Genomic DNA, 26,432 nt, shown 5'->3' on the forward strand with positions numbered 1-26,432 from the left:
GATAAATGGCTAGAGCAAAGTTTCTCTGCGACGCTGAACGCTGCATCGAGTGCAACGCCTGCGTAACCGCGTGTAAGAACGAACACGAGGTGCCGTGGGGCATCAACCGCCGCAGGGTGGTGACGATCAATGACGGCAACCCGGGCGAACGCTCGATCTCGGTCGCCTGTATGCATTGTTCGGATGCGCCCTGCATGGCGGTGTGCCCGGTCGACTGCTTCTATCAGAACGAAGAAGGGGTCGTCCTGCACTCCAAGGACCTGTGCATTGGCTGCGGCTATTGCTTCTATGCGTGCCCCTTCGGCGCGCCGCAATATCCACAGGCGGGTAACTTCGGATCGCGCGGCAAGATGGACAAATGTACCTTCTGCGCCGGCGGCCCCGAGGAAACGCACTCGACCGCAGAGTTCGCCAAATACGGTCGCAACCGGATCGCCGAGGGCAAGCTGCCCATCTGCGCCGAAATGTGTTCCACCAAGGCCCTGCTCGCCGGTGACGGCGACGTGGTTTCCGCAGTTTACCGTGAACGCGTCGTGGCGCGCGGTTTCGGCTCGGGCGCCTGGGGCTGGGGCACGGCCTACGACCAGAAGGACGGTTGAAATCCGGCTTTTGACAAAGCAGCCTCCCGCCCTTTGCGGGGGGCTTTTCAAGTGATGTGATCGGGGATCCGTTTCCTGCAACGTCACAGCAAACAAATTTGAGAGGCGCGCATGACCAATGATGTTTACTGGCTGCTGAAGCTTGACCTCGATCTGGATAAAAAGGATGAGTTCGAAGCGCTTATGGCAGAAATGGTCACGGCCACGCAGCAGGAGACCGGCGCCAGAAGCTATGAATGGCACATGACCGGTTCGGCTGTTCATATCTATGAACGCTACGCCAGTTCCGAAGATGCCATGATACATATGCAGAATTTCGGTGCCAGTTTTGCTGAACGGTTTCTGGCCCTTCTGACGCCAGTAGGGTTGGACGTGTATGGTCCGGCCAAGGATGATCTTCGCGAAGCGCTCGCACCGGTCGGCGCCGTCTTTCACCAGCAAATTGGCGGGTTTGACCGCTGATATGAAATTGCACAGGAGGATACCCCTATGCGTCTGATCCAGTATCTGCTGGTTTCGATTTTTCTGACCGGAGCCGCATGGGCGCAAGAGACCTCTGAACCCACGGCAGATGAGCGCACCTCGACCGGCGGAGCGACAACGCTGGAAGACATTCTCGCCCGGCAGCGTGGTGAAACCGTCGACAACAGCTATCGTTCCGAGAACACTGGTCAGGGCAATGCCGAGGGGTTGCTGGGGCAGCTTGGCACGCGTGGTGTGGCCTCGGACAGTGACGTGTATCGCGCTTTGCGCTATGGCTCGGCTGATGTGACGGTGTCTTCTCATGGTCCGGCAGACAGCGTGCTGATTCAGGATGGCGGCATGTGGTGGCTGACCTTCCGCACCGGACCGCTGCGCGAATACGGCACCTATATCGTTGCCGGGATGCTGGGCATCATCCTGTTATTTTTCCTGATCCGAGGCAAAATTCGCATCGATGGTGAGAAAACCGGCCGCACGGTCACGCGTTTCAACGGATTCGAGCGGTTCGGCCATTGGCTGTTTGCCGGGTCGTTCCTGATCCTTGGCGTCACGGGCCTGCTGACGCTTTATGGGCGCGACTTCCTGATCCCGGTTTTCGGGAAAGAGGGCTTTGCGGCCCTCGCACAGGGCTGCAAGTGGTTGCACAACAATCTGGCTTGGGCCTTCATGCTGGGCCTGATCATCGTCACGGTAAACTGGATTGCCCATAACATCCCCAACCGCGTCGATCTGAAATGGCTGGCCGCAGGTGGCGGGTTGTTCACCAAGAACAGCCACCCACCGGCAAAGAAGTTCAACGCGGGACAAAAGATCATATTCTGGGCCTGCATCCTGCTGGGCGTCTCCATCAGCCTGTCGGGTCTGTCGCTGTTGTTCCCATTCGAGATGCCCTTGTTTGCCAAAACCTTCCAGATCGCCAATGCGACCGGTATTCCACAAATGATGGGCTTGAACCTGCCGGAGCAGATGTCGCCGCAGGAAGAAATGCAATATGCCCAAGTCTGGCACGTGATGGTTGCTTATGTGTTCATTGCGATCATCGTGGCGCATATCTATCTCGGCTCCGTTGGAATGGAGGGCGCCTTTGACGCCATGGGCACCGGCGAGGTCGAAGAACAATGGGCCCGTGAACACCACTCTTTGTGGCTGGAGGAAGTTCAGGAAAAAGAGGCTGGCAAGACCGCCACCTCGCCTGCTGAATAGATGCGGGGGCTGGTTCTGGCCCTGGCGCTGATCCCTCTGCCCGCCTTGGCCGAATTCTTCACGCTCAAGGGACACGGCGGCCCAATCATGGGAATCGCCACAGCCCCGGACGGGCGGATCGCAACAGCCAGTTTCGACAATTCCGTCGGGCTCTGGGCTGATCGGACCCCCGAATGGCTGGAAGGTCACGAAGCCGCCGTGAACGCCGTTGCCTTCAATGGCACGGCCATCTACTCGGCCGGAGATGATTTCACCCTGCGCAAGTGGCCCGGCGGCGACGTGGTTGGGCGACATCAGGGCAAGATCGTGGGTCTGGCAGCATCCAAGACCCACGTCGCAACCGCCAGTTGGGACGGAACGATTGGGATTTGGCCCGTGAACGGAGCCGCGCCCACAACTCTTGGACCGACCGGAAGCGGTGTGAACGCGGTGGTGTTTTCTTCTGACGGCACACGGCTTTATTCCGCAGGCATGGATGGGTCGCTGCGCATTTGGGACATCTCGAACGGGCAAGAGATCAACCGGCTCATCGAACACGGGTTCGGCATCAACGAATTGGTCCTGAATGAACAGGACAACTGGATCGCTTACGGTGCTGTTGATGGAGTGACCCGAATACTGGACCTTTCCACCGGTGAAGAACGCGATTTCACTCTGGATCGTCGCCCGATCCTTGCCATGGCGCTCAGCCCGGATCGTCGGTTTCTGGCCGTGGGCGACGGCGAAGGCTATATCATGGTCATCGATACCTCGGACTGGCGCATCGCGCAGGACTTTCGCGCAACGTTGCGGGGGCCAGTCTGGGCCCTGGCCTTTTCGGTCGATGGTGAAAACATCCATGCGGGCGGAATTGACGAGGCCATGTACAGTTGGCCAGTCACCACCTTGTCCGACCGGCAACAGATGGCTTCTGCCGAGCCGAGTTTTCTGCAAAACCCCGACGAGATGGACAATGGTGAGCGTCAATTCGCGCGGAAATGCTCGATCTGTCACAGCCTGACACCCGACAGCCAACGCCGCGCAGGTCCCTCCTTGCACGGGGTTTTCGGCAGACGCGCGGGCACGTTACCGGGATATTTGTACTCGGATACGCTGCAAGGCTCTGATATCATTTGGAATGACGAAACGATAAATGCTCTTTTCGACGAAGGGCCTGACCATTACATTCCGGGGTCCAAGATGCCGATGCAGCGAATTACACAAGCTCAGGATCGTCAGGATCTTATTGCTTTTCTGCGCCGCGCAACGGGTGCCCGGAACTGAACTGGAGGAGACCATGAAAGCTTTTCTTGCCGCGGTCGCCGCGATGGTCGTCATTGCAGTGGCAGCCCCTGCCGTGCTGGATCGGATCGGTTTCACCGCCGCCGACGCCACGTCCGGCTCTGCCGTGCGCCTCGACTGAATGTCGCAATACCTGACCACCCGCGAACTGGCCGATCTGCTGCGCATCGGCGAGCGCAAAGCCTATGATCTTGCCTCTTCGGGCGAGGTGCCCTGTGTTCGCGCCATGGGCAAACTGCTGTTCCCGCGGGCCGAAATCATTGCCTGGCTCAACGCGTCGCGATCCGGTCCGCAGGTGGCCGAACCGCCTCTGCCTCCGATTGTAGCAGGCAGCCATGATCCTCTGTTGGACTGGGCGCTGCGTGAAAGCGGATCGGGGCTTGCCACCTATTACGACGGCTCTTTTGACGGGCTGACACGGCTGAGCGAACGCAGCGCACAGGCGGCCGTGTTGCACATCCACGAAGACGGAGGGTTCAACGAAATATCCCTGCGGGACGCCTTGGGCGAAGGGCCGGTGGTGTTGTACGAAGTCGCCCGGCGCAAGCGCGGGCTGCTTCTTGCCCCGGGCATATCGGATATCAAATCGTTCAAGGATCTCAAATCGCGCCGCGTGATCATGCGTCAGGACAGTGCGGCCAGCCAACACCTGTTCGATAGCCAGCTGGAAGCCCATGGCATGAGCCGAGACGATCTGGACGCAACCCCCGGCTGCGCACGCACCGAAGAGGAACTGGCCATCGCCCTTCACGGCGAAAAGGCCGAGGCCGGCTTTGGGCTGGGGGCTTTGGCAGGGCTTTACAACCTGGGTTTCGTCCCCACCCATTCCGAGAGGCTGGATCTGGCGATTTGGCGCAGGTCATATTTTGATCCGCCAATGCAGAAACTGATAACGCTGCTGCGCTCGGATCAATTTGCGCAAAGGGCCCGTGAATTCGGTGGCTACGACCTGTCGGGCCTGGGCACGATACACCACAACGGTGCCAGCGGTTGAGCCCTCACCCGCCTTTTACCTTGTAAGGATACGCCCGCCGCAGGCCGGCTTAGTCGGCGTTCGGAAAGAACACCTGCTGCCCGTCCAGCCTGAACGACGCAATCGCCTCCTGCCCGTCCGGCCCCGTCAGCCAGTCGATGAAACGTTGGCCGGCCGCCGCGCGCACATGCGCGTGCTTGTCGGGACTCACGAGAATCACGCCGTATTGATTGAACAGGCGTGGATCCCCTTCGACCAATACCTCAAGATTTCCGCGGTTCCCAAAAGACAGCCACGTGGCCCGATCCGTCAGCGTATAGGCATCCATTCCACTGGCCACGTTCAGCGTCGCCCCCATACCAGATCCGGTCTCGCGATACCACGCACCCGAAGCCTCGGCAGGGTCCAGCCCGGCCGCGGACCAATAGCCCAGTTCAGCCTTGTGTGTTCCGCTGTCGTCACCGCGTGATGCAAACGGCGCTTCGGCCTCGGCGATTTTCGACAGCGCGGCCAACACATCGGTACCGCCGCGAATTCCGGCAGGGTCAGACTTGGGGCCGACCAGAACGAAATCATTGTACATCAGATCCTTCCGCTCTACGCCCCAACCGTCAGCAACAAATTTCTCCTCGGCCGGTTTGGAGTGAACCAAAAGAACATCCCCGTCCCCGTTGATGGCGTTGCGAATGGCCTGACCGGTTCCAACCGCCACGACACGAACATCGATACCTGAATCGGCTTCGAACCACGGAAGGATGTATTCCAACAGTCCCGAGTTCTGTGTGGACGTGGTCGACTGCACCACAATAAACGGCTCTTCCGCCGAAACCGCGCTGGTCAACAGGCCCAAAGCCACCGCCGCTGCCCGAATTGCTTTTCGGAACATCACTCTCTCCGCTTTCTCAGTTTCAAGTAACCAATCCGCCCGCCAAATAGCGGCGCGACGCATCGCTTTCGGGTGAATCCAAAACCTGTTTTGCCACACCATGTTCCACGACATGCCCGCCCTGCATCATGACCACGTCCGAGGCCAAACGACGTGCCTGACCGATATCATGCGTCACCATTACGATCCGCACGGCCCGAGCCGATGCCCGCAATATCATTCGTTCGATCATCTGGGTCGCGCTTGGATCCAGCGCGCTGGTGGGCTCGTCCAGAAACAAGGTCTCGGGGTCCAGCGCCAGCGCACGGAGAATCGCCAATCGCTGCGCCTCTCCCCCGGACAATGACCGCGCGGGTTGTCTGGCCTTGCCGTCCAGCCCGCCTTCGGCCAGCAATTCGGCGATACGGGCCTTACGGGCGCTTCGCCCCATGCCTTGACGCTTGAGAACGAAGTCAAGGTTTGCCGCAACTGATCGACGCAGCAGAACCGGTTTCTGAAACACCATCGCCTGGCGGGCTTTCTGTGCCGCGCCCAGCGGTTTTCCATCCTGGACGACCTGCCCCCGATCCGGCGTGATCAAACCGTGCAGGCAGCGCAGCAACAGGCTTTTGCCTGCACCGTTGGGGCCAAGAATCAAGGTTGGCCCCGGCCCATCCAGAACCAATGACGAGACGTCCAACAACGCCTTGCCGTTACTGCGGATTTGCAGGTTCTCGACTTTCAGGCAATTCACCGCGTCGCAGAACAGGTCACGCATGACGTACCCCTTCCCGTTCGGCCCGCAGGCTGACCGCGCTGACCATCGCGTTCACGGCCACCGCGATCCCAATCAGGATTGCCCCCAGCGCCAGAGCCAGCGCCAGATTTCCCTTTGACGTCTCCAACGCGATCGTTGTCGTCATCACGCGCGTCACATGATTGATGTTGCCGCCCACGATGATCACCGCGCCGACCTCGGCAATGGCGCGCCCAAACCCCGCAAGCAAGGCCGTAACCAGTGCCAGCCGCGCATCCCAGAGAAACACGGGAACCGATGCCAGCCGCGACACGCCCAGTGATCGCAGCTGTTCAGAATATTCCTCGGCCAGCATTTCGACCACCTGCCTGGTCAATGCCGCGATAATGGGAGTGACCAACACGACCTGCGCAATGATCATGGCCGTCGGGGTATATAAAAGCTCTAGCACACCCAACGGGCCGGAACGGGACAGCATCAGATAGACCAGCAGCCCCACGACCACGGGCGGGAACCCCATCAGGGCATTCATCAGAACGATCAGCATCCGCCGCCCCGGAAACCTGGCCACAGCCAGGGCGGCACCGACGGGCATGCCGATCAGGGCAGAAATCAGAACCGCAAACACGGATACTTTTAGGGACAACAGCACAATCGCCCAAAGCTCTGAGTCTCCCTCAAAGATCAGCGCGATGGCAGAGCTGAATTCTGATGCAAATCCCTGCATTTTATCCCGTGAAGTTCACATTTCGTATGAAATGCGTTCGTTTACAGGTAAATACTACTCTGATTTCAGGTCGAGTACAGACACATATCCGGCATTTAGAATGAAAAACGCGGCCCCGCTTGGGACCGCGCTTCAATTCCCTAAGGAAAGGCTGAGATCAATTCAGTGCAGCATCGGTGATCTGATGTGTCCAGGCCCCTTCGGGCTTTTTGGTAATAACCGGATCAGACCCGCCTGCCAGCAATGTGTTGACGGTGCGGTCGAAATCAGCCGGGTCCAGCGCGCCGTTCGACCCTGCGGTCAACTTGGCGATCTCACCCATCATACGCTTTTGGTGCTCTTCCGTCTGGGCACCGGTTGCATCGTTTTCCAGAACGATTTCCGCCGCTTCGTCCGGGTTCTCCTCGGCATATTTCCAGCCCTTCATCGACGCGCGCACGAACCGCTCCATCTTGTCGGCGAAAGCCGCATCGCTCAGGTTCTCTTCCAGCACATAGAGACCGTCTTCCAGCGTTGCCACGCCCTGGTCTTCGTATTTGAAGGTCACCAGCTCATCCGGGCTGACACCGGCATCGATGACCTGCCAGTATTCATTGTAGGTCATGGTGCTGATGCAATCCGCCTGACGCTGAAGCAACGGGTCGACGTTGAAGCCCTGCTTCAGAACTTCCACTCCGTTTTCGCTTTTGCCATCGGTGCTGATGCCCAACTGGCTCATCCAGCTCATGAAGGGAAACTCGTTGCCAAAGAACCAGACACCCAGCGTGCGGTTCTTGAGGTCCTCGGGCGACGAGATCCCGGCGTCTTTCCAGCAGGTCAGCATCATGCCAGAACTTTTGAAAGGTTGCGCGATATTCACCAGCGGCAGCCCTTTTTCACGGGCAGCAAGCGCGGCGGGCATCCATTCGACGGTGACATCGGCGCCACCGCCTGCAATCACCTGTGTCGGAGCGATATCAGGCCCGCCGGGCAGAATGGTGACGTCCAGCCCCTCTTCTTCATAAAAGCCCTTGTCCTTGGCAACGTAATAGCCCGCGAATTGTGCTTGCGTGACCCATTTCAGTTGCAATGTCACCTCATCCGCCGCCAGCGCCGCACTGGCTGCCAGACCAAAGGCGGCAACCGCCCCGCTGAGTAGCTTGTTCATCTTCATTTCTCCTAGTTGCTTGTTGTGCCCCAATTACGGGGTCTGTTGATTTCTTTGTTTTATCCGCGCTGTGACGGGTGCCAGAAGGTCACCACTTTTTCGATCCCCGCCACCAGACCATAAAAGGCTGTACCTGCGAGTGCCGCAACAACGATTTCGGCCCAGACCATGTCCAACGACAGTTGCCCGACACTGGTTGAGATCCGGAACCCCATACCAAGTGTCGGCGAGCCGAAGAACTCGGCCACGATAGCGCCGATCAGCGCCAGCGTGGTGGAAATCTTCAGTCCGTTGAAAATGAAGGGCATCGCCGCAGGCAGTCGCAGCTTCAAAAAGCTCTGCCAATAGGTTGCGGCATAGGTCTCCATCAGATCGCGTTGCATCGAGGTGGCTTCACGTAGCCCGGCCACGGTGTTCACGAGCATCGGAAAGAACACCATCACAACCACCACCGCCGCCTTGGAGTGCCAGTCGAACCCGAACCACATCACCAGGATGGGGGCGGTTCCGACAATCGGCAGGGCGGCCACGAAATTGCCGACCGGCAACAGGCCCAGGCGCAGGAAATCCCAGCGATCCACGGCAATCGCCATCAGAAAGGCGGCAATGCACCCGATGACATAGCCGCTGAGCGCGCCCTTGATGATGGTCTGCACAAAGTCAGCCCACAGGATCGGAAGGCTGTCCGCAAACCGCACCGCAATCACCGATGGCGCAGGCAGGATGACCAGTGGAACCTCAAGCCCGCGCACCAGAAGTTCCCAGATCCCGATGACCGTCAGGCCAAAGATCAGCGGGGCCAGAAGCCGCACCATTCGGGTGTCGGCGTAAGGCCCGCTGGCCAACCGGCTGTTCAACCACCAGCCAAAGAGCCAAAGCAGGACAGCACAGAAAACCAGTATCATTGCGCCATCCCCATTCGTTTCAGTACGGCCCGTTCAATCAGCCCCAGCAGCCCGACCAGGCACGCCGCCAGAATGGCTGCCGCGAACAGGGCCGACCAGATTTGTACCGTCTGACCGTAATAGCTGCCAGCAAGCAACCGCGCGCCCAGACCGGCAACAGCCCCTGTCGGAAGCTCACCAACAATGGCACCGACCAGCGACGCAGCGATCCCGATTTTCAGCGAGGTGAACAGATACGGCATGGATGCCGGCAGGCGCAGCTTCCAGAAACCCTGAGACCGGCTGGCGTTATACGTCCGCAACAAATCCAGCTGCATCGCATCAGGACTGCGCAATCCTTTGACCATGCCGACGACAACCGGAAAGAAACTCAGATAGGCCGATATGATCGCCTTGGGAATGATCCCTTGAATACCAACGGAATACAGCACCACAATGATCATCGGCGCCAGCGCGATGATCGGAATGGTTTGACTGACAATGGCCCATGGCATGACCGACAGGTCCATCACGCGGCTATGCACGATACCCACGGCCAGAAGGATCCCCAGGCCGGTGCCAATCGCAAATCCCAGCATCGTCGCGCTGAGCGTGACCCAGCCATGATAGATCAGCGACCGTTTCGAAGTGATCTTTTTCTGGACCGTCGTTTCCCACATTTCCACGGCGACCTGATGCGGGGCCGGCAGTCGAGGCCGGTCCTGTTCCCACGTGGCCGGGATGGCGAATGTGTTGTTCAAAACAAGACCAACCTCAGACATGTCCCGCCGGTCCTTGGCGGATGGCGGCTGCACGATGGCCCCCGCGCGTTCCTGTTCGGTCAACACGCCCTTTATGTTCATCGGAATACAGGCCACGTACCAGAACAGAACAATTGCGGCGATGACTGTGAATACGGCGATGACCTGCTTCATGCACGCCACTCCATCCGATAGACGGGCACGGTATCCGGCGGCACAGGGGGTTCCTCGGCCGTCACTTCAAACCCTTCACGGCGATAAAAACGTTGCGCCGCCGTATTGGGCCGGTGCGTCGTCAGCCAGAGAAAATTTCGGCCCTCTTTTGCTTTGTCGACAAGGCGCTTGCCGATACCCTGCCCCGTCCGGCTGCAATACAGCGCGCCGATTTTATTCTGTGCCGGGTCCACTGACATGTAGCAATCGACCGGATCACCTGCGACCCACATTTCGCGGTTGTCGAATGCGTCGCTGATCAGTTTCGCCAGTTCATCGACCGGCAGTTCGTCGGGCATCCAGCTTGTTTGCGTGGCCCAGTCATGAACAACCCTGGCGCAGGCTGGCACATCGTTTGGCGCCGCGCGCCGAATCTTATCCGCATTCAACTCAGCCGTCATTGGAATGCCCACCCCGCAAACCTTCGCGCACACGGTGCGCGACCTCGATGAATTCCGGAGTGTCGCGAATGTCCAGCGGCCGTTCCTTGGGCAGCGGGCTGTCAATCACATCGGCGATCCGCCCGGGCCGTGGGCTCATCACCACGATCTTTGTACTCAGATAAACCGCCTCGGGAATGGAATGCGTCACAAATCCGATCGTCTTTTCCGTTCGCGCCCAAAGCTCAAGAAGCTGCTCGTTCAGATGGTCCCGCACAATCTCATCCAGCGCCCCGAACGGCTCGTCCATCAGCAGGATATCCGCGTCGAACGCAAGGGCCCGAGCAATACTGGCCCTCTGCTGCATCCCACCGGACAACTGCCAGGGAAACTTGCCGCCAAACCCTTCCAAATCAACTAGTTCCAGGACCTTTCTCACTCGTTCATCCTGTTCGGCAGCACGGTATCCCATGATCTCAAGAGGCAGTTTTATGTTCTTTGCAATGGTACGCCAGGGATATAGGCCCGCCGCCTGAAAGACATACCCGTACGCCCGTTTTCGACGCGCCTCATCAGGCGTCATGCCATTGACGGTCAGCGTCCCGCCCGTAGGTGTCTCAAGGGCTGCAATACAGCGCAGAAAGGTGGTTTTGCCACAGCCGGACGGCCCGATGAAACTGACGAAATCGCCCTTGTCGATAGTCAGGTTCACGTCTTTAAGCGCGTGTACTGGCCCATCATTGGTCTGGAATGTCAGGTCCAGCTGCCTTGCCTCGATGACGGGCTGGGTCGTGCTTTCAGTGTTCATTTTATTGCCTTGAAAAGAGTGGTGTCAGGGCCGCCAGCAAAGCGGCCCCAACTGATCAAACACCGGTCGCCGGAATTCCTGTCCGCTCGACGGGTCTTGGGGCGGTCAGCTCTTTCCAGGTGCTCAGCGCCTTGTTGACGGTGGTGTTCGCCTCACGCGCGACAAAGTCCCCATGACCTTCCTGCGTCCGGATTTCACCGTCATGCACCGCCACCTGACCCCGCGTCAGAATAAAGCGCGGCAGACCTTTGACCTCTTTGCCCTCGAACACATTGTAGTCGATCGAAGATTGCTGCGACGCGGCGCTGATTGTCTTGCTTTTCTCAGGATCCCAGACAACAAGATCAGCATCCGCCCCGACCAGAACCGCACCCTTTTTAGGATAGCAATTCAATATCTTGGCAATGTTTGTTGAAGTGACAGCCACGAATTCGTTCGGTGTCAGACGCCCAGTGTTGACCCCATGTGTCCACAGCATCGGCATCCGGTCTTCCAGCCCGCCGGTGCCGTTTGGGATCTTGGTGAAATCCCCGACGCCAAAGCGTTTCTGTTCGGTTGTAAAGGCGCAATGATCAGTTGCAACCACGCTCAGCGTTCCCGATTGCAGGCCATTCCACAGGCTGTCCTGATGCTGTTTGTTGCGGAACGGAGGGCTCATGACCCGTCGCGCCGCGTGGTCCCAATCCTGATTGAAATATTCACTTTCGTCCAATGTCAGGTGCTGGATCAGGGGTTCTCCCCACACCCGTTTACCCTGCATTTTTGCCCGACGGATGGCTTCATGCGCCTCTTCACACGAGGTGTGTACAACATACAGCGGGACACCCGCCATGTCCGCGATCATGATCGCCCGGTTGGTGGCTTCGCCTTCCACCTGCGGCGGGCGCGAATACGCATGTGCCTCGGGGCCGGTATTGCCTTCGGCAAGCAGCTTGGCACTCAGCTCTGCCACCACATCCCCATTCTCGGCATGCACCAGGGCGGTACCGCCAAGCTCGGCAAGACGCTTGAACGAGGCGAACAGCTCATCATCATTCACCATCAGCGCGCCCTTGTAGGCCATGAAATGCTTGAAGGTGTTGATACCGCGCGTCTCGATCACGGTTTTGATGTCGTCGAACACCTGTTCCCCCCACCAGGTCACCGCCATGTGGAACGAATAGTCACAATTGGCCCGTGTCGACTTGTTGTCCCAACGTTTAAGCGCATCCAGCAGGCTTTCACCCGGATTGGGAAGTGCAAAATCGACAACCATGGTGGTGCCGCCCGCCAGGGCCGCCCGCGTCCCGCTTTCAAAGTCATCGCTGGAATAGGTGCCCATGAACGGCATTTCGAGATGGGTATGAGGATCAATCCCGCCCGGCATCACAAAACAGCCGGTTGCGTCCAGTTCCTTGTCCCCCGTCAGGTTCATACCGATTTCGGTGATCACGCCGCCCTCGACCAATACATCCGCCTTGTAAGTCAAATCCGCGGTGACAACGGTTCCGTTTTTGATGACAGTACTCATTTTGAACTCCCTGATGCGGTCTGCGCCGCTTGCTTCATCTGGCCAAAAATATCCCGGGGGAGTCGCCCTCGGGGCGACGGGGGCAGCGCCCCCTATTCCACGATTTCGGCAGTCTCGACCACGGCGTGCAGCAGAACATCCGCCCCGGCTGCGGCCCATTCCTTGCTGATTTCTTCGGCTTCATTGTGGCTCAGCCCGTCAACACAAGGGCACATGATCATCGCGGTCGGCGCAACCCGGTTGATCCAGCAGGCATCATGCCCCGCGCCCGAGATGATATCGGTATGCGAATAGCCCAGCCGTTCAGCTGCGTTTCGCACGGCCGATACGCAAGCATCGTCAAATTTCACCGGATCGAACCCGCCGACTTTCTCGAATTCGATCTGAAGACCCATTTCGTCAACGATGTCCTCGGCAGCCACCCGCAGGCGGTTTTCCATGTCGGTGATCACCTCCAGCTCGGGCGAGCGGAAATCGACCGTAAACACCACCTTGCCCGGGATCACATTGCGTGAGTTCGGGTAGACATCGATATGCCCCGCCGCGCCCACCGCATGCGGAGCATGAGACCATGCGATCTCGTCGACTTTCTCCAGGATCCGCGCCATGGCCAGCCCGGCATTCTTGCGCATCGGCATCGGTGTCGATCCGGTATGCGCGTCCTTGCCTGTTACCGTGATCTGCGTCCAACTCAGCCCCTGACCATGGGTGACGACGCCGATATCCTTGCCTTCGGCTTCAAGGATCGGGCCCTGTTCGATATGCAGTTCAAAGAACGCGTGCATCTTGCGGGCGCCCACCTCTTCATCACCACGCCAGCCGATCCGGTTCAGTTCATCCCCGAACTTTTTGCCCTCAGCATCTTCGCGGTTGTATGCCCAGTCTTGCGTGTGCATCCCGGCAAATACGCCCGAAGACAGCATCGCCGGCGCGTAACGCGTGCCTTCTTCATTCGTCCAGTTGGTGGCGACGATCGGATGTTTCGTCTTGATCCCCAGGTCGTTCAGCGTCCGGATCAGTTCCAGCCCTCCCAGGACACCCAGCACGCCGTCAAACTTACCGCCTGTCGGCTGCGTATCCAGATGCGATCCCACGTAAACCGGCAGCGCGTCCGGGTCAGTGCCTTCGCGGCGGGCAAACATGTTGCCCATCTGGTCAAGCCCCATGGTGCACCCTGCTTCCTCGCACCATTTCTGGAACAAGGCGCGGCCTTCCGCGTCCTCATCCGTCAAGGTCTGGCGATTGTTGCCACCAGCGACACCCGGGCCGATCTTGGCCATCTCCATCAGGCTGTCCCACAACCTGTCGCCATTGATCCTGAGATTCTGCGCCGGAGCTGCCATGTTCATCTTCCCTGTTTGCTGGCGAGTTGGCTCGCTTTTGATGTCTTGATTTGACCATATGGTCAAACTCACGCTATCACGGGTTCGGTATCAGTCAAGAATTTGCGCGGTTCAGCTGAAATTTTCAGTACGTCCCGCACCTGTTCGACGAAAAAAGAGACACGCTGAAAACATGCCAAAAGACCGCGCACCAACCCGTATTCAGAAAAAGAACCGCGCCGCGATTCTAGAGGCTGCTCTGAACGTGTTTTCAGCCCACGGGTTTCGCGGCGCAACCGTAGACCAGATCGCGGCAGAAGCAGGTTTGAGCAAGCCGAACCTGCTGTACTATTTCCCATCAAAAGAAGCGATCCATACTGAATTGCTGTCCGGCCTGCTGGATACCTGGCTGGCTCCGCTGCATGATCTGGACGCCAATGGCGATCCGATGGAGGAAATCCTGGCATACATTCGGCGCAAGTTGCAGATGAGTCAGGAGCTACCACGGGAAAGCCGCCTTTTTGCCAACGAGCTTGTACAGGGCGCGCCGCGTATTCACGATGCATTGTCCAATGATCTCAAGACACTGGTCGACGAAAAGGTCACGATCCTTACCGGCTGGATGGATCAAGGAAAAATCGCGCGGGTGCACCCCTACCACCTGGTGTTCTCGATCTGGGCCTTGACGCAGCACTATGCAGATTTCGATGTTCAGGTTCGTGCAATTCTGGGCAACGAAGATGCGTTCGAGGGTGCAGAAACTTTTGTTGACACGTTGTACCGCAAACTTCTGAGCCCCTGAAAAAAGGGGCCGAAAAAACGGCCCCTTGACGATCTGTCGCAATCCCGTCATTCGGCCGCCTTGGCCATCGGGTTGTTCGGATGCGTCGTCCAGTTCGCATAGGTTGGCTGAACTTCTTTTCCGGTCCTGGGATCAACCTCGCCCGCTGCCATCGGCACCATATCGATGCAGCCTTCGATCGGACAAACATCGACGCATAGGTTGCAGGCGACGCATTCGTCATCCATCACCTCAAAGACGCGGTCCTCGGACATGGAAATCGCCTGGTGGCTGGTGTCTTCGCAGGCCGCATAACACCGGCCACACTTGATGCACTGATCCTGATCGATCTTCGCCTTGGCGACGTAGTTGAGGTTCAGATACTGCCAGTCGGTGACATTGGGCACCGCACGTCCGATCACTTCATCTATGCTGGAATAACCCTTCTCATCCATCCATTCCGACAGCCCTGCCGTCAGTTCGTCGATGATCTTGAAGCCATAGGTCATCGCAGCGGTGCACACCTGAACGTTGCCGCAACCCAACGAGATGAACTCGGCCGCGTCACGCCATGTGGTGACGCCGCCGATGCCGGAAATCGGCAGGCCCCGCGTCGCGTCGGCCCGCGCGATCTCGGACACCATCGACAATGCAATGGGCTTGACGGCGGGGCCACAATACCCACCGTGGCTGCCTTTGCCGTCAATGGACGGTTCAGGGCTGAACGTGTCCAGATTGACGCTGGTGATCGAATTGATGGTGTTGATCAGCGACACCGCATCCGCACCACCGTTTCTGGCTGCCGCAGCCGGTTTGCGGATGTCAGTGATGTTCGGCGTAAGCTTTACGATGACCGGACGGTCGTAATACTGTTTGCACCAGCGCGTGACCATCTCGATATATTCCGGAACCTGCCCCACGGCCGAGCCCATACCACGTTCACTCATCCCATGAGGGCAGCCGAAGTTCAGTTCGATCCCGTCCGCACCGGTTTCTGCCACGCGTGGCAGAATGGCCTTCCATGCTTCTTCCTCGCACGGCACCATGATCGAAGCGATCAGCGCGCGATCCGGGTAATCCGCTTTGACCCGCGCCATTTCTTCAAGGTTCACTTCCAATGGCCGGTCCGTGATCAACTCGATGTTGTTCAGGCCAAGCAACCGCCGATCCGCGCCGTAAATCGCTCCATAGCGCGGACCGTTCACGTTCACGACCGGAGGGCCCTCGGACCCTAACGTTTTCCAAACCACACCGCCCCATCCGGCCTCGAAGGCGCGGCGAACGTTGTATTCCTTGTCGGTCGGCGGCGCAGAGGCCAGCCAGTAGGGATTAGGGCTGGAAATGCCCAGAAAGTTTGTCGTCAGATCGGCCATGGCTTCTCCCTTCCCGGCTCAGCCGGATTTTTTGAATATCATTTCGGTCGGGCGAATACGCCCGGCCTTGAGGTTTTTGACGTAGTTTTGGAACTTTTCGGGCGCCGTTTCGCCCATCATCAGGTGGATCCCCAGCGGCGCTGGTCCGGTCTCGGCTATCTTGGCAAACACATCTTCGAAGAACTGGATCGCAAACGCGGTGCGTTCTGTTTCGGCAACCAGCTCAAGACCGGCCGCAGCCGCGGCGTCTTTGTATACCTCTGGCGCGTGAACAAAGGAGGTTTCCGGCAAAGTGGACCAGGGAAGCGGAAAATCCAGCGGCTCATCCACCTCTCCGCCCATGACGTCGAACAGGGCAAAGGTGCCACCGGTGGCCAGTACGCGTGACACTTCAGCGAACAGCCCCGCTTTGTCTTCGATATTCATGCCCACATGCATCATGACGGCAAGGTCGAACCCGGCATCCGGCACAGGCATGTCCAGAGCACTGCCAACGTGAAAGCTGGTCTTTTCGGAATGCCCGACCAAATCGCTGAGCGCAGTTGCGGTTTCCACGAACTCGGGCGTCAGATCGACCCCTGTAACCGTTGAGTCATATTTGTCCACTATGTACCGGGATGTGCCTCCGATGCCGCATCCGATATCCAGGACGCGTGTCGCATGGGTCGGGGAAAGTTGCGCAAACAGGTTGTCGGTCGCAAGAACGCCGCCTGTATGGAATTCATCCCCCGCCTTCAGATCAGCGACCGTGGCCGCATCCGGGTCGATGCCGCTGGCCTTCAGCGCCGCGCGGACGCGTTCGGTCAGTGCACCGGTGGTATAGTGTTGAGCAACGGCTTGTTCGATCTGGGACATGGGAATACCTCAGCAGCGAAAGGAATGGGGTGAATACCCCACCCTATCACGAAACGAGCGTTGCGTGGATGTCCATCGCCGCGTCCCGACCTTCGGCAACGGCCGTTACGGTCAGATCTTCACCGCCCGCAGCGCAGTCACCACCAGCCCAGACACCAGCCAAGGAGGTTCGGCCAGCACCGCTGACGGCGATCTTGTTGCCATCCAGCGTCAGGCCTTCGGGTGCGCCCTCCAAGGTCTGCCCAATAGCCTTGAGAACCTGATCGGCCGGCAAGCGGATCGTTTCTCCGGTGCCGATGAGCTGACCGTTCTGGCTGGATGTATATTCCAGCTCGATCTCGGTCGCGGTACCATTGCCGTGGATGGCCACCGGCTGAACATTGGTCATGATCCGAACGCCATGCGACGCTGCCAGGTCCCGCTCGTACCGGCTGGCCCCCATGGCATCCCGGCCGCGGCGATAGGCAATCGTGACGTTTTCGGCGCCCAGAAGCTTGGATTTCACGGCGGCATCCACAGCTGTCATGCCCCCGCCGATGACGACCACATTCCGTCCAACGGGCAGATCGGCAAGGTCGCTGGCCTGCCGCACGTCCGATATGAAATCGACCGCGGCCCGCACACCGTCCTTGTCGACACCGCCTGCACGCAAGGCGTTGACACCGGCAAGACCAATGGACAGAAACACCGCGTCGTAGTTTTCGACCAGCCCATCCAACGAGATGCTTTCGCCCAAAACCGAACCGGTCTCGATTGCAATCCCTCCGATTTTCAGCAGCCAGTCCACCTCGGCCTGAGCAAAATCGTTGGTCGATTTGTAGGCTGCAATACCATATTCATTCAGGCCGCCGGGTTTGGGCTTGCTTTCATGGATCACCACGTCATGGCCCAGCATCGCCAGCCGATGGGCACAGGCCAGACCCGCAGGCCCGGCCCCCACAACGGCAACTGTCTTGCCGGTCGAAGGCGCACGTTCAAACGGATGCACACCCGAGGCCATGATTTCATCGGTGGCGAAACGTTGCAGGCGCCCGATCTCAACCGGCTTGCCTTCGGCGGCTTCGCGAACGCAGGCCTCTTCGCACAGCGTTTCGGTTGGACAGACCCGAGCGCACATTCCGCCCAGAATATTCTGTTCCAGAATCGTGCGCCCTGCTGATTGCGGTTGACCGGCTTGAATCTGGCGAATGAACAACGGGATATCGATATCCGTTGGACAGGCCGTCACGCATGGCGCGTCATAGCAGAAATAACAGCGATCTGCGGCTACTGCGGCCTCATGCTGCGCAAGTGGCGGATGCAGATCGGTGAAATTCGAGGTCAGCTCATCGCTTGAAAGCCGCCCGGCTACGATACCGGGTGCCATCTGGCCCTGTGCCATCACTCTACTCCCTGTAGATATGTTTGTTATGCTTTCAGCTTGCCACAAATAATTTTTTTATCAATTGGTAAAATTTGCCAAATGGTCAAAAAATAAAAAGCCTTGCAAAAACAACCATGTTTTTGGGCACTTCGCTTAGCGATTAAGCACGAAAAGCGTTGAATCATTGGGTCCGAAGGCAGGATTTACCCAGGAAAGGGCTGTGCGGGTATTGGCAAACAAGGTTCGGTCAGCATCGCACGCCACCGATTTCACCTTTCGACATGAACCGGGTCAACCTCGGAAAAACCGCAAAATGACCTTGCTCAGCCCTTCCTCGGCGCGATGAGAGGAATGCCATAGATAACAAGAAATCAAACTTTCGGCTTTTGACGCCCCACCCCGCTTGCTGTAACCCGGATCAAAGGGTGCCGGGTCCGGCAGCTTTCAGGAATGGGCATAGATGCAGGCAAGTTCTCGGAAATTCAACATCGCGGTTGTCGGGCAAAACAACCGCCTGCAATATGAGGCCCTGTTGTTCGCGGCCTCGCTTCGCCATTGTTCGCCCGGGTTCAAAGGCAGGCTGTTTGTCGCCACACCCAACCCGGGCCCGCGCTGGACCCACAACCCCAGCATCCAGGACGAAGACGTTTTGAAAGCCCTGAAACAGTTGGATGCCGAAATCCTGCCCTTCGACTCGCATGTTTTTGGCGAAAGCTACCCTTATGGCAACAAGATCGAGGCTTTGTTGGCTCTGCCGGAAGGTGAACCCTTTGTGTTCTTCGATACGGACACGCTGATCACTGGCGACATCACAAGCGTTCCGTTCGATTTCGACCGCCCCGGAGCCTCACTGAAGGTCGAGGGCACGTGGCCAAAGCCGACGCTGTACGGCCCCGGCTTTGACGGTATCTGGCGGTCGCTTTATGCACGCTTCGGGCTGGATTTCGAAAGCTCCGTGGATCCGGACCAACCCGATGGTTACTGGCGGCGATACCTTTACTTCAACGCAGGTTACTTCTTTTACAAATGCCCCAGGATGTTCGGTGAACGTTACCTGGACTACGCAAGAACGATCCTGGATGAAAACATTCCCGAACTGACGGGCCAGAACCTTGACCCATGGCTGGATCAGGCAGCCCTGCCGCTGGTCATTCATTCTTTCGGCGGCGGGCGGGATGCTTTGCCGGACGGGCTTCTGGATGGGTCCGTCAGCTGCCACTATCGCCTGTTCCCTTTGCTTTATGCACGCGAAAGCGATCACGTGATCGATGTGCTGGAAACCGTCGTGGCCCCCAACAAGGTCAAAAAAGTGCTCAAACAGTATGATCCGCTGAAAAAGCTGGTTCTTCAGGGCAAAGGCGAAAAAATCCGTGCGCTCTTTGATCAGGACAATCTGCCGCGGCGGGAACAGGCGCTGCGCAACGCGATCAAAAGCAAAGGCCTCTGGCTGCGCTGACAGGATCGTTGTGCGCAGGCGGGCAATGGCCTACAGATTCCGCAAGACAGATACCAACAGGAGATTTTCACGATGTCTGACGGCCCGACCTACGGTTTCGACACATTGCAAATTCATGCGGGTGCCCGCCCCGACCCGGCGACCGGAGCACGCCAGACACCGATTTATCAGACCACGGCCTATGTGTTCCGGGATGCGGACCACGCAGCGGCCCTGTTCAACCTGCAAGAGGTGGGCTTTATCTATTCCCGCCTGACCAACCCAACCGTCGCCGTTCTACAGGAACGCGTGGCGACGCTTGAAGGCGGCGTCGGGGCGGTGTGCTGCTCGTCCGGGCATGCGGCACAGATCATGGCGCTGTTTCCGCTGATGGGCCCCGGCTGCAACGTTGTCGCCTCGACCCGTTTGTATGGCGGCACGGTCACGCAGTTCAGCCAGACGATCAAACGCTTTGGCTGGTCCGCCAAATTCGTAGATACCGATGATCTGGACGCCGTGAAGGATGCCATCGACGAAAACACCCGCGCCGTGTTCTGCGAATCCATCGCCAATCCGGGCGGTTATGTGTCTGATATCCGTGCGTTGGCGGATGTTGCTGATGCGGCGGGCATCCCGCTTATTGTCGACAACACCTCGGCCACGCCCTACCTGTGCCGTCCGATCGAGCACGGCGCAACGCTGGTTGTGCATTCTACCACCAAGTACCTGACCGGCAACGGCACCGTCACAGGCGGGTGCATCGTGGATTCTGGCAAGTTCGACTGGTCCGCGAATGACAAATTCCCGTCACTGAGCGAACCCGAGCCTGCCTATCACGGCCTGAAGTTCCACGAGACCTTTGGCCCGCTGGCCTTCACCTTCCACGGCATTGCCATCGGTCTGCGTGATCTGGGCATGACCATGAACCCGCAGGCAGCCCATTACACGCTGATGGGGATCGAAACACTGTCGCTGCGGATGGAGCGTCACGTCGAAAACGCCCAGAAAATCGCAGCGTGGCTGGAAGCGGATGACCGCGTGGAATACGTCACCTATGCGGGATTGCCGTCATCACCTTACAAGGACCGGGTCAAATCACAGTATCCGCGTGGCGCCGGTGCACTGTTCACCTTTGCGGTGAAGGGCGGTTATGACGCCTGTATCAAACTGGTCAACGCTCTTGAGATTTTCAGCCATGTGGCCAATCTGGGCGATGCCCGCTCGTTGATCATCCATTCGGCCTCGACCACCCACCGTCAACTAACGCCGGAACAGCAAGAGGCTGCCGGTGCAGGTCCGGGTGTCGTGCGGGTGTCTATCGGCATCGAAGACGTGAACGACCTGATCGCGGACCTAGATCAGGCCCTCGCCAAGGCCAGCGCCTGACAATGGCCGGGCACGCCACAAACGCACTGGGCCAGCCCATCGGTTTGCCGGTGTCGGGTGACTTTCCGCGCCCGACACCGCCTTATACACCGATGGAAGGCCGGTACTGTTCTGTCGTGCCACTGGATGTGAATCGCCATGCGCCCGGGCTTTTTCGGGCGTTTGCAAATGACAGGGATGGCCGAAACTGGACATACCTGCCCTATGGCCCGTTTGACAGCGAACCGGAATTTGAAGACTGGGCCCGCACCAACTGCATGGATGCGGACCCGATGTTTCATACCGTATTGGATGCGGACGAAGTGCCGGTGGGCATGGCCTCTTATCTTCGGATCGAACCCGCAGCGGGTGCCATCGAAGTCGGCCACATCCACTTTTCGCCGCTGCTGCAACGCAAGCCGCAATCGACCGAGGTCATGTACCTCATGATGAAGCGGGTTTTCGACGAGCTTGGCTATCGCCGGTACGAGTGGAAATGCGACGCACTGAATGCACCGTCACGCAATGCCGCTGAACGGCTGGGATTTACTTTCGAAGGAGTGTTTCGGCAGGCGAACCACTACAAAGGCCGCAACAGGGACACGGCATGGTACGCGATCATCGACACTGAATGGCCGCGCATTCGCGATGCATTCGAAGCCTGGCTGGCGCCCGACAATTTTGACAACAAGGGCCAGCAGCGCAAACCGCTGATGGCCCGTGCGAAAGCGAGATCTTAGTCTGAAATCTCGAATTCCATCGAGACACTGACGGAAACCGAGACCTCGCCTCCCGCGACGGGAACACCACCCGCATCCGCCATGCTCAGCGCGCGCATTTCTGCCATCGGACGAATGCCAGCTGTTTGTTCCGAGATCGACTGAACCGGACCAAGCGTCACGCCCGCTGCCTGCGCCAATTGCTGTGCTTTGACCGTGGCTTCGCCAACGGCCTTGGCACGCGCCTGCGCCTCGATCGGTTTGGGGTCCTGCACGCCAAAGCTCAAGCCCCCGAAATCATTGGCGCCGTCCTGAATGACCGCGTCCATGATCTTCCCCAGTTGGGTCAGGTCGCGCACACGCACAAACACGCGATTGGACGCAGTAAAGCCGGTGATTTCCGGTGTCTCCCCATTCTGTCCATGACGACCCGACCAGACGGGGGACAATGACAGATCCCGTGTCTGGACGTCACGATCTTCGATACCCATCTCGGTCAGACGCGCCAGGACTTTGGATACGGCATCCGACGTCGCCTGCATCGCAGCCGAGGCTTCGGCGTTTTCGTTGGTCACGCCCAGGGTTATCGTCGCCATATCAGGCGCAATCTGCACTGTTCCGGTTGCATCAACGTTGATGCGACGTTCTTCCGCATGAGCGGCCCCGGCAGCCGTAGCCGCCATCATCGCGGCCAGAAAAGCGAATGTCTTCAAGGTTATCACTCCAAATTACTCTGCTTTTAGATGGGTTGACGGGTCCTTGCGATACAAGAGGGGATACCGCCTTTTTCTTTCCCTCGGCGGGTTCCTGCTTTAATGTCGGTCTGCAAACGCAAAGTCGTTTGCATTGACATTGATAATTATGGTTCCTCCGGAATATGAAACCCGCCTTTGCGCTGTCTTTTTCTGCGACCGGAATAACACTGCACCACCGTTCCGATGACGACTGGTTTGTTATCGGTACAATTCCGCTGGATGTTCCGGACTTGTCTGCACAGATAAAGGCATTGCGGGAAAAGGCATTTGCGCTGGAAAATGATCTGAGCTGCAAGCTCGTGCTGCCAGAAGATCAGGTTCGGTTTCTAAAGCTTTCGACCGATGGGCTGCCGCCGGAAGGCCGGACGGAACGTATCGAAAGTGCTCTGACTGAGGCCACGCCTTACGCCCTGTCGGAACTAAGTTATGACAGTCACACCGAAGGTGACACGACCTATGTTGCTGCCGTGGCGGTTGAAACTCTGGCCGAAGCACGGACCTTTGCCTCGGAACATGGTTTTGTGGTGGTGGCGTTCACTGCCGAAGACAAAGAGGGCGCGTTCCCGCGCGAGGCGTTGTTTCGCGAAACCTCGGTCGCTTCCGATCTGTCACGCCCGGAAAACCAGCCATCTCCGGTGGAAACGGGTGCAGTTGAACAGGCTGATGATTCCGGCCTGCCAACCCATCCGATTGCCGGCACCGTCGCGCCCGAGGCTTTCCGTGCACCCCGGGAAACAGCAAACAGCCTTGATGCATCTTCAAGGGTAAACCGGTCTGCCATTCCGGTCTCTGCCGCTGTGCTTCTCGTTGGTGGGCTTGTTGGCGTATGGCTGGCATCGGGGTCCGACACTGAACAGGATCAGGCGGAACAGAGCCCGGCGCAGGTTGCGGTTTCGACTTCTGAACCGGCCGCAGAGCCCCTGCCTGAACCAGAGTTGGACACTGCTGCGCTGGAAACCCCGCAACAAGTCGTTCCGGACCTTGCGACCGATGACGCCGAAGAGCCTGCGAACGAGGCCTCAGAAACCGAGACCGGCACGCAGTCGGATCTGACTGCCACAGATGCAGCCATTCTGGAGGCCCTCAAAGTAGCCCCTACCGCGGTGGAATCCGTCGCTCAGGACCCCGAGACGCAAAGAGATGTTGAGGCCGTTACGGGCATAAGCACGACAGCGCCAGCGGCACCGGAAACACCAGAAACTGTTGAACCGCAGGAATTGTATCTGGCATCGCTCGACAACGCCGATCTGTTCGAGGATGCAGTAGCCTTGCCCCCCGACCCCAGTTTTGACACCGACGCTCCTTTTGAACCCGACCTATCCCCCAACATTGCGGGCACTCGGTTTGATCTGGATGAGAACGGCTTGGTCGTGCCAACACCGGAAGGCACAGTGAATCCGGAAGGGATCGTTGTTTATCTGGGGCGCCCATCCAAGGTTCCGCCTGAAACTCCGGTTCGTTTCGAAGAAGAACCGGTGGTCGACGAGGTCGACGACAGATTGGCAGGCATTCGGCCCAAGCCACGCCCTGCTGATCTGGTCGAGAATTTCGAGCGCGGTCAACTGGGTGGCCGGTCATTGGAGGAATTGGCATCCAAGCGACCGAAAACGCGCCCGGAAAGCCTTCAGACCAAGCCACAGGTCGATGATGCACCAACGGCCTTGGCTGTCGTAAGAGTCCCGCGCCCCAAATCCCGCCCTGCCGGATTGGCCCCTGCCAAATCAGCTGCTTCAAACAGTTCGAATCTTGGGTCCACAGCAGCATTGGATCAGAAATCCGATGAAGCAGGATCGTTCCAACCAAAAACCGTCGCACCCAAAATCCCTTCGACTGCCTCGGTCGCACGACAAGCCACGATCGACAACGCAATCAACCTACGCAGATTGAACCTGATCGGGGTCTACGGAACGCCAGCCAACAGACGCGCGTTGGTGCGGCTTCCCAGCGGGCGTTACAAAAAGCTGAAAGTCGGAGACCGCCTTGATGGCGGGAAAGTGATCGCGATCAGCGACAGTGAGCTTCGATATCAGAAAAAGGGCCGCAACGTGACCCTGGCGATGCCGCGCAGCTGAAAACCGGCAATCGATCTTCTGACGCACCAACCGTCACATGAAAGCGCCGAAGGCAGATGAACTGCCCCCGGCGTGTCAGTGCGTTGCAATCAGGCTGCGGAAATCTCGCCGCTTTCGATCTGTTCGCGTTCGATGGATTCGAATAGCGCCTGGAAATTTCCCTCGCCGAAACCGTCGTCGCCCTTGCGCTGAATGAACTCGAAGAAGATCGGTCCGATGACGGTTTTCGAGAAAATCTGTAGCAGAATCCGGGTCTCACCACCGTCAACAACGCCTTCACCATCGATCAGGATGCCGTGTTTCATCATCCGGTCCAACGGCTCCTCGTGGCCGGCCACACGGGTCTTGGACATCTCGTAATATGCCTTGTTCGGGCCCGGCATGAATTTCAGACCGTTTTCCGCAATTGCATCGGTCGAGGCGTAAATATCGTCACTGCCGACAGCAATATGCTGGATGCCTTCACCTTTGTATTTCTTCAGGTAAGACACGATTTGCCCCGTCTCACCGCGGTCTTCGTTGATCGGGATGCGGATACGACCACAAGGAGACGTCAGCGCCCGGCTGTACAACCCGGTGAACTTGCCCTGAATGTCAAAGAAACGAATTTCACGGAAGTTGAACAGGTCGCCGTAGAACTTGAACCACTTGTCCATGTTGCCCTTGTAGACGTTGTGCGTCAGGTGATCGAGATAGAAGAAGCCCACACCCCGTGGTTTGGATTCCTTGATCCACTCGAATTCCTGATTGTAGGGCGATGTGTCGTAATATTGATCGATGAAATAGATCAATGATCCGCCGATGCCCTTGATCGCAGGCACATTCATGGTTTTGTCAGCGCCGTCGTAAGGTTCTGCACCTTTCGACACCGCATGGTCATAGGCCTTTTGCGCGTCAACAACGCGCCACCCCATGGATGGCGCGCAAGGGCCGTGCTCTTCCACGAACCTCGCGGCAAAGCTGTCGGGATCCGCGTTCAGGATATAGGTGACATCCCCTTGCTGCCAGAGCTCGACGGCGGGTTTTTCTTTGTGGCGGGCCACCAGATCAAACCCCATCTTCGCGAACAGATCACGCAGCTCCTGCGGTTCAGGATGGGCAAACTCGACGAATTCAAACCCATCGGTACCGGCAGGGTTTTCTTCGTTGATAACAGATTTCGGGGCGTTGTGTGGGAAAGGACCCATGGCGCGTCTCCTTCGAAAACAGGAATTTCTTTGCTGATTCAAAAATATGACTTTTATGACGCTGTTTCTGCGCATTGTTTTCGTGTAAACTGCCGATAGGCGCGCAAAACGCGCATAAAAGTTAACAAAGGCAGGATTTTTCCGCACATGCTGGACGCGACCGACAAGCGATTGCTTTCCGCCCTGCAAAAGGACGCACACCTGACCGCGCACCAACTGGGCGAAATGCTGAACCTGTCGCCCAGTCAGGCAGGACGTCGCCGCCAGCGGCTTGAGGCCGAAGGGTACATCACCGGGTATGCCGCCCGGCTGGACCCGTTGAAACTGGGTCTGCAAGTGCAAGGCTTTGTTCAGGTCCATCTGGGGACTCATGGCCCTGAACAATCTGCAAGCTTCGCCCGCATGGTCGACACCCGCCCCGAAATTACCAGCGCATGGACGATGACCGGAGAGGCAGATTACCTGCTGCACATCTATTGTGACGATCTTTCCGCGCTCAACAGCTTGCTACATTCGGTCATCCTGCCGCATCCTGCCGTTGCAAGGGTCCATAGCCAGATCGTAATGGACCAACTGAAACGCGACGCCCCCCTGCCCACCTGAACGGGCCCGAG

27 protein-coding genes are annotated in these 26,432 nt (G+C 58.2%); 12 read left to right on the forward strand and 15 right to left on the reverse strand.

Annotated features, from left to right (window positions below; translation table 11 throughout):
• Positions 1-5 precede the first annotated feature (5 nt).
• The 6 genes from fdh3B (at position 6) to GOW31_RS05975 (ending at position 4,560) form a co-directional block, all read left to right on the forward strand.
• Positions 6-599 carry a formate dehydrogenase FDH3 subunit beta gene (gene fdh3B / locus GOW31_RS05955; RefSeq protein WP_010439472.1) on the forward strand — a complete coding sequence of 198 codons (594 nt, stop codon included), beginning with the start codon at positions 6-8 and terminating at the stop codon, positions 597-599.
• A gap of 111 nt (positions 600-710) precedes the next feature.
• On the forward strand, positions 711-1,061 hold the full coding sequence (locus tag GOW31_RS05960) for a putative quinol monooxygenase (RefSeq protein WP_171168537.1): 351 nt from the start codon (positions 711-713) through the stop codon (positions 1,059-1,061).
• 27 nt (positions 1,062-1,088) lie between these two features.
• Positions 1,089-2,285, forward strand: coding sequence for a formate dehydrogenase subunit gamma (locus tag GOW31_RS05965; protein WP_171168539.1), 1,197 nt, complete (start codon positions 1,089-1,091; stop codon positions 2,283-2,285).
• Positions 2,286-3,548: a c-type cytochrome gene (locus tag GOW31_RS05970; RefSeq protein WP_171168541.1), complete on the forward strand. Its 1,263-nt coding sequence runs from the start codon at positions 2,286-2,288 to the stop codon at positions 3,546-3,548.
• A 13-nt stretch (positions 3,549-3,561) separates the two neighbouring features.
• On the forward strand, positions 3,562-3,687 hold the full coding sequence (locus GOW31_RS22175) for a hypothetical protein (protein WP_256367494.1): 126 nt from the start codon (positions 3,562-3,564) through the stop codon (positions 3,685-3,687).
• The gene (locus GOW31_RS05975; RefSeq protein ID WP_171168543.1) at positions 3,688-4,560 is read left to right on the forward strand and encodes a helix-turn-helix transcriptional regulator; all 873 of its coding nucleotides are present in this window, start codon (positions 3,688-3,690) and stop codon (positions 4,558-4,560) included.
• A gap of 49 nt (positions 4,561-4,609) precedes the next feature.
• Here the strand turns inward: GOW31_RS05975 and GOW31_RS05980 are convergent, their stop codons facing one another.
• The 10 genes from GOW31_RS05980 to GOW31_RS06025 form a co-directional block, all read right to left on the reverse strand.
• On the reverse strand, positions 4,610-5,425 hold the full coding sequence (locus GOW31_RS05980) for a substrate-binding domain-containing protein (protein WP_171168545.1): 816 nt from the start codon (positions 5,423-5,425) through the stop codon (positions 4,610-4,612).
• Between the two features lie 22 nt (positions 5,426-5,447).
• Positions 5,448-6,182 (reverse strand): ATP-binding cassette domain-containing protein, encoded by a 735-nt coding sequence (locus tag GOW31_RS05985; protein ID WP_171168546.1) that lies wholly within the window; start codon positions 6,180-6,182, stop codon positions 5,448-5,450.
• A complete protein-coding gene (locus GOW31_RS05990) occupies positions 6,175-6,888 on the reverse strand; it encodes an ABC transporter permease (RefSeq protein WP_171168549.1) in 714 nt (237 codons plus the stop codon). The genes GOW31_RS05985 and GOW31_RS05990 overlap by 8 nt, the downstream gene beginning before the upstream one ends.
• A gap of 157 nt (positions 6,889-7,045) precedes the next feature.
• On the reverse strand, positions 7,046-8,035 hold the full coding sequence (locus tag GOW31_RS05995) for an ABC transporter substrate-binding protein (RefSeq protein ID WP_171168551.1): 990 nt from the start codon (positions 8,033-8,035) through the stop codon (positions 7,046-7,048).
• A 59-nt stretch (positions 8,036-8,094) separates the two neighbouring features.
• The gene (locus tag GOW31_RS06000) at positions 8,095-8,940 is read right to left on the reverse strand and encodes an ABC transporter permease (RefSeq protein ID WP_171168553.1); all 846 of its coding nucleotides are present in this window, start codon (positions 8,938-8,940) and stop codon (positions 8,095-8,097) included.
• Positions 8,937-9,854 (reverse strand): ABC transporter permease, encoded by a 918-nt coding sequence (locus GOW31_RS06005; protein WP_171116397.1) that lies wholly within the window; start codon positions 9,852-9,854, stop codon positions 8,937-8,939. The genes GOW31_RS06000 and GOW31_RS06005 overlap by 4 nt, the downstream gene beginning before the upstream one ends.
• Positions 9,851-10,294 (reverse strand): GNAT family N-acetyltransferase, encoded by a 444-nt coding sequence (locus GOW31_RS06010; protein WP_254441636.1) that lies wholly within the window; start codon positions 10,292-10,294, stop codon positions 9,851-9,853. Before GOW31_RS06010 ends, GOW31_RS06005 begins: the two co-directional genes overlap by 4 nt.
• Positions 10,284-11,081, reverse strand: a complete 798-nt coding sequence (locus GOW31_RS06015) for an ABC transporter ATP-binding protein (RefSeq protein WP_171168555.1) — start codon at positions 11,079-11,081, stop codon at positions 10,284-10,286. The genes GOW31_RS06010 and GOW31_RS06015 overlap by 11 nt, the downstream gene beginning before the upstream one ends.
• 55 nt (positions 11,082-11,136) lie before the next feature.
• Complete coding sequence (gene hydA / locus GOW31_RS06020) at positions 11,137-12,591, reverse strand: dihydropyrimidinase (RefSeq protein ID WP_171168557.1); 1,455 nt, start codon at positions 12,589-12,591, stop codon at positions 11,137-11,139.
• Positions 12,592-12,683: 92 nt separating this feature from the next.
• A complete protein-coding gene (locus GOW31_RS06025) occupies positions 12,684-13,934 on the reverse strand; it encodes a Zn-dependent hydrolase (RefSeq protein WP_152457697.1) in 1,251 nt (416 codons plus the stop codon).
• A gap of 172 nt (positions 13,935-14,106) precedes the next feature.
• On the opposite strand from GOW31_RS06025, the gene GOW31_RS06030 reads away from it, so the two are divergent.
• Entirely contained in the window at positions 14,107-14,715 is a 609-nt protein-coding gene (locus GOW31_RS06030) for a TetR family transcriptional regulator C-terminal domain-containing protein (protein WP_171168558.1), read from the forward strand.
• 47 nt (positions 14,716-14,762) lie between these two features.
• Here the strand turns inward: GOW31_RS06030 and preA are convergent, their stop codons facing one another.
• Genes preA through GOW31_RS06045 form a run of 3 tightly spaced genes read right to left on the reverse strand, consistent with a single transcriptional unit; the run spans position 14,763 to position 18,303 of the window.
• Positions 14,763-16,067: an NAD-dependent dihydropyrimidine dehydrogenase subunit PreA gene (gene preA / locus GOW31_RS06035; RefSeq protein WP_171168560.1), complete on the reverse strand. Its 1,305-nt coding sequence runs from the start codon at positions 16,065-16,067 to the stop codon at positions 14,763-14,765.
• An 18-nt stretch (positions 16,068-16,085) separates the two neighbouring features.
• Positions 16,086-16,922 (reverse strand): methyltransferase domain-containing protein, encoded by an 837-nt coding sequence (locus tag GOW31_RS06040; protein WP_171168562.1) that lies wholly within the window; start codon positions 16,920-16,922, stop codon positions 16,086-16,088.
• 46 nt (positions 16,923-16,968) lie between these two features.
• On the reverse strand, positions 16,969-18,303 hold the full coding sequence (locus GOW31_RS06045; RefSeq protein WP_171168565.1) for an NAD(P)-dependent oxidoreductase: 1,335 nt from the start codon (positions 18,301-18,303) through the stop codon (positions 16,969-16,971).
• 442 nt (positions 18,304-18,745) lie between these two features.
• On the opposite strand from GOW31_RS06045, the gene GOW31_RS06050 reads away from it, so the two are divergent.
• The 3 genes from GOW31_RS06050 to GOW31_RS06060 all read left to right on the forward strand — a co-directional run bounded on the left by GOW31_RS06050 (position 18,746) and on the right by GOW31_RS06060 (position 21,825).
• Positions 18,746-19,741 carry a hypothetical protein gene (locus GOW31_RS06050; RefSeq protein ID WP_171168566.1) on the forward strand — a complete coding sequence of 332 codons (996 nt, stop codon included), beginning with the start codon at positions 18,746-18,748 and terminating at the stop codon, positions 19,739-19,741.
• Positions 19,742-19,813: 72 nt separating this feature from the next.
• A complete protein-coding gene (locus GOW31_RS06055) occupies positions 19,814-21,106 on the forward strand; it encodes an O-acetylhomoserine aminocarboxypropyltransferase/cysteine synthase family protein (RefSeq protein ID WP_152457691.1) in 1,293 nt (430 codons plus the stop codon).
• A gap of 2 nt (positions 21,107-21,108) precedes the next feature.
• Complete coding sequence (locus GOW31_RS06060) at positions 21,109-21,825, forward strand: GNAT family N-acetyltransferase (RefSeq protein WP_171168568.1); 717 nt, start codon at positions 21,109-21,111, stop codon at positions 21,823-21,825.
• On the opposite strand, the gene GOW31_RS06065 is transcribed toward GOW31_RS06060, so the two are convergent.
• Positions 21,822-22,526 (reverse strand): SIMPL domain-containing protein, encoded by a 705-nt coding sequence (locus GOW31_RS06065; protein ID WP_371809369.1) that lies wholly within the window; start codon positions 22,524-22,526, stop codon positions 21,822-21,824. The genes GOW31_RS06060 and GOW31_RS06065 overlap by 4 nt on opposite strands.
• 155 nt (positions 22,527-22,681) lie before the next feature.
• Here GOW31_RS06065 and GOW31_RS06070 point away from each other — a divergent pair, with 155 nt between their 5' ends.
• A complete protein-coding gene (locus GOW31_RS06070; RefSeq protein WP_171168572.1) occupies positions 22,682-24,631 on the forward strand; it encodes a hypothetical protein in 1,950 nt (649 codons plus the stop codon).
• An 89-nt stretch (positions 24,632-24,720) separates the two neighbouring features.
• Here GOW31_RS06070 and hppD read toward each other — a convergent pair whose 3' ends face one another.
• Positions 24,721-25,818: a 4-hydroxyphenylpyruvate dioxygenase gene (gene hppD / locus GOW31_RS06075; protein ID WP_171168573.1), complete on the reverse strand. Its 1,098-nt coding sequence runs from the start codon at positions 25,816-25,818 to the stop codon at positions 24,721-24,723.
• 147 nt (positions 25,819-25,965) lie between these two features.
• Here hppD and GOW31_RS06080 point away from each other — a divergent pair, with 147 nt between their 5' ends.
• Entirely contained in the window at positions 25,966-26,421 is a 456-nt protein-coding gene (locus GOW31_RS06080) for an Lrp/AsnC family transcriptional regulator (RefSeq protein ID WP_152457686.1), read from the forward strand.
• Positions 26,422-26,432 lie beyond the last annotated feature (11 nt).

The sequence above is a fragment of the Ruegeria sp. HKCCA0370 genome (assembly GCF_013033705.1).
Classification (GTDB): Bacteria; Pseudomonadota; Alphaproteobacteria; order Rhodobacterales; family Rhodobacteraceae; genus Ruegeria.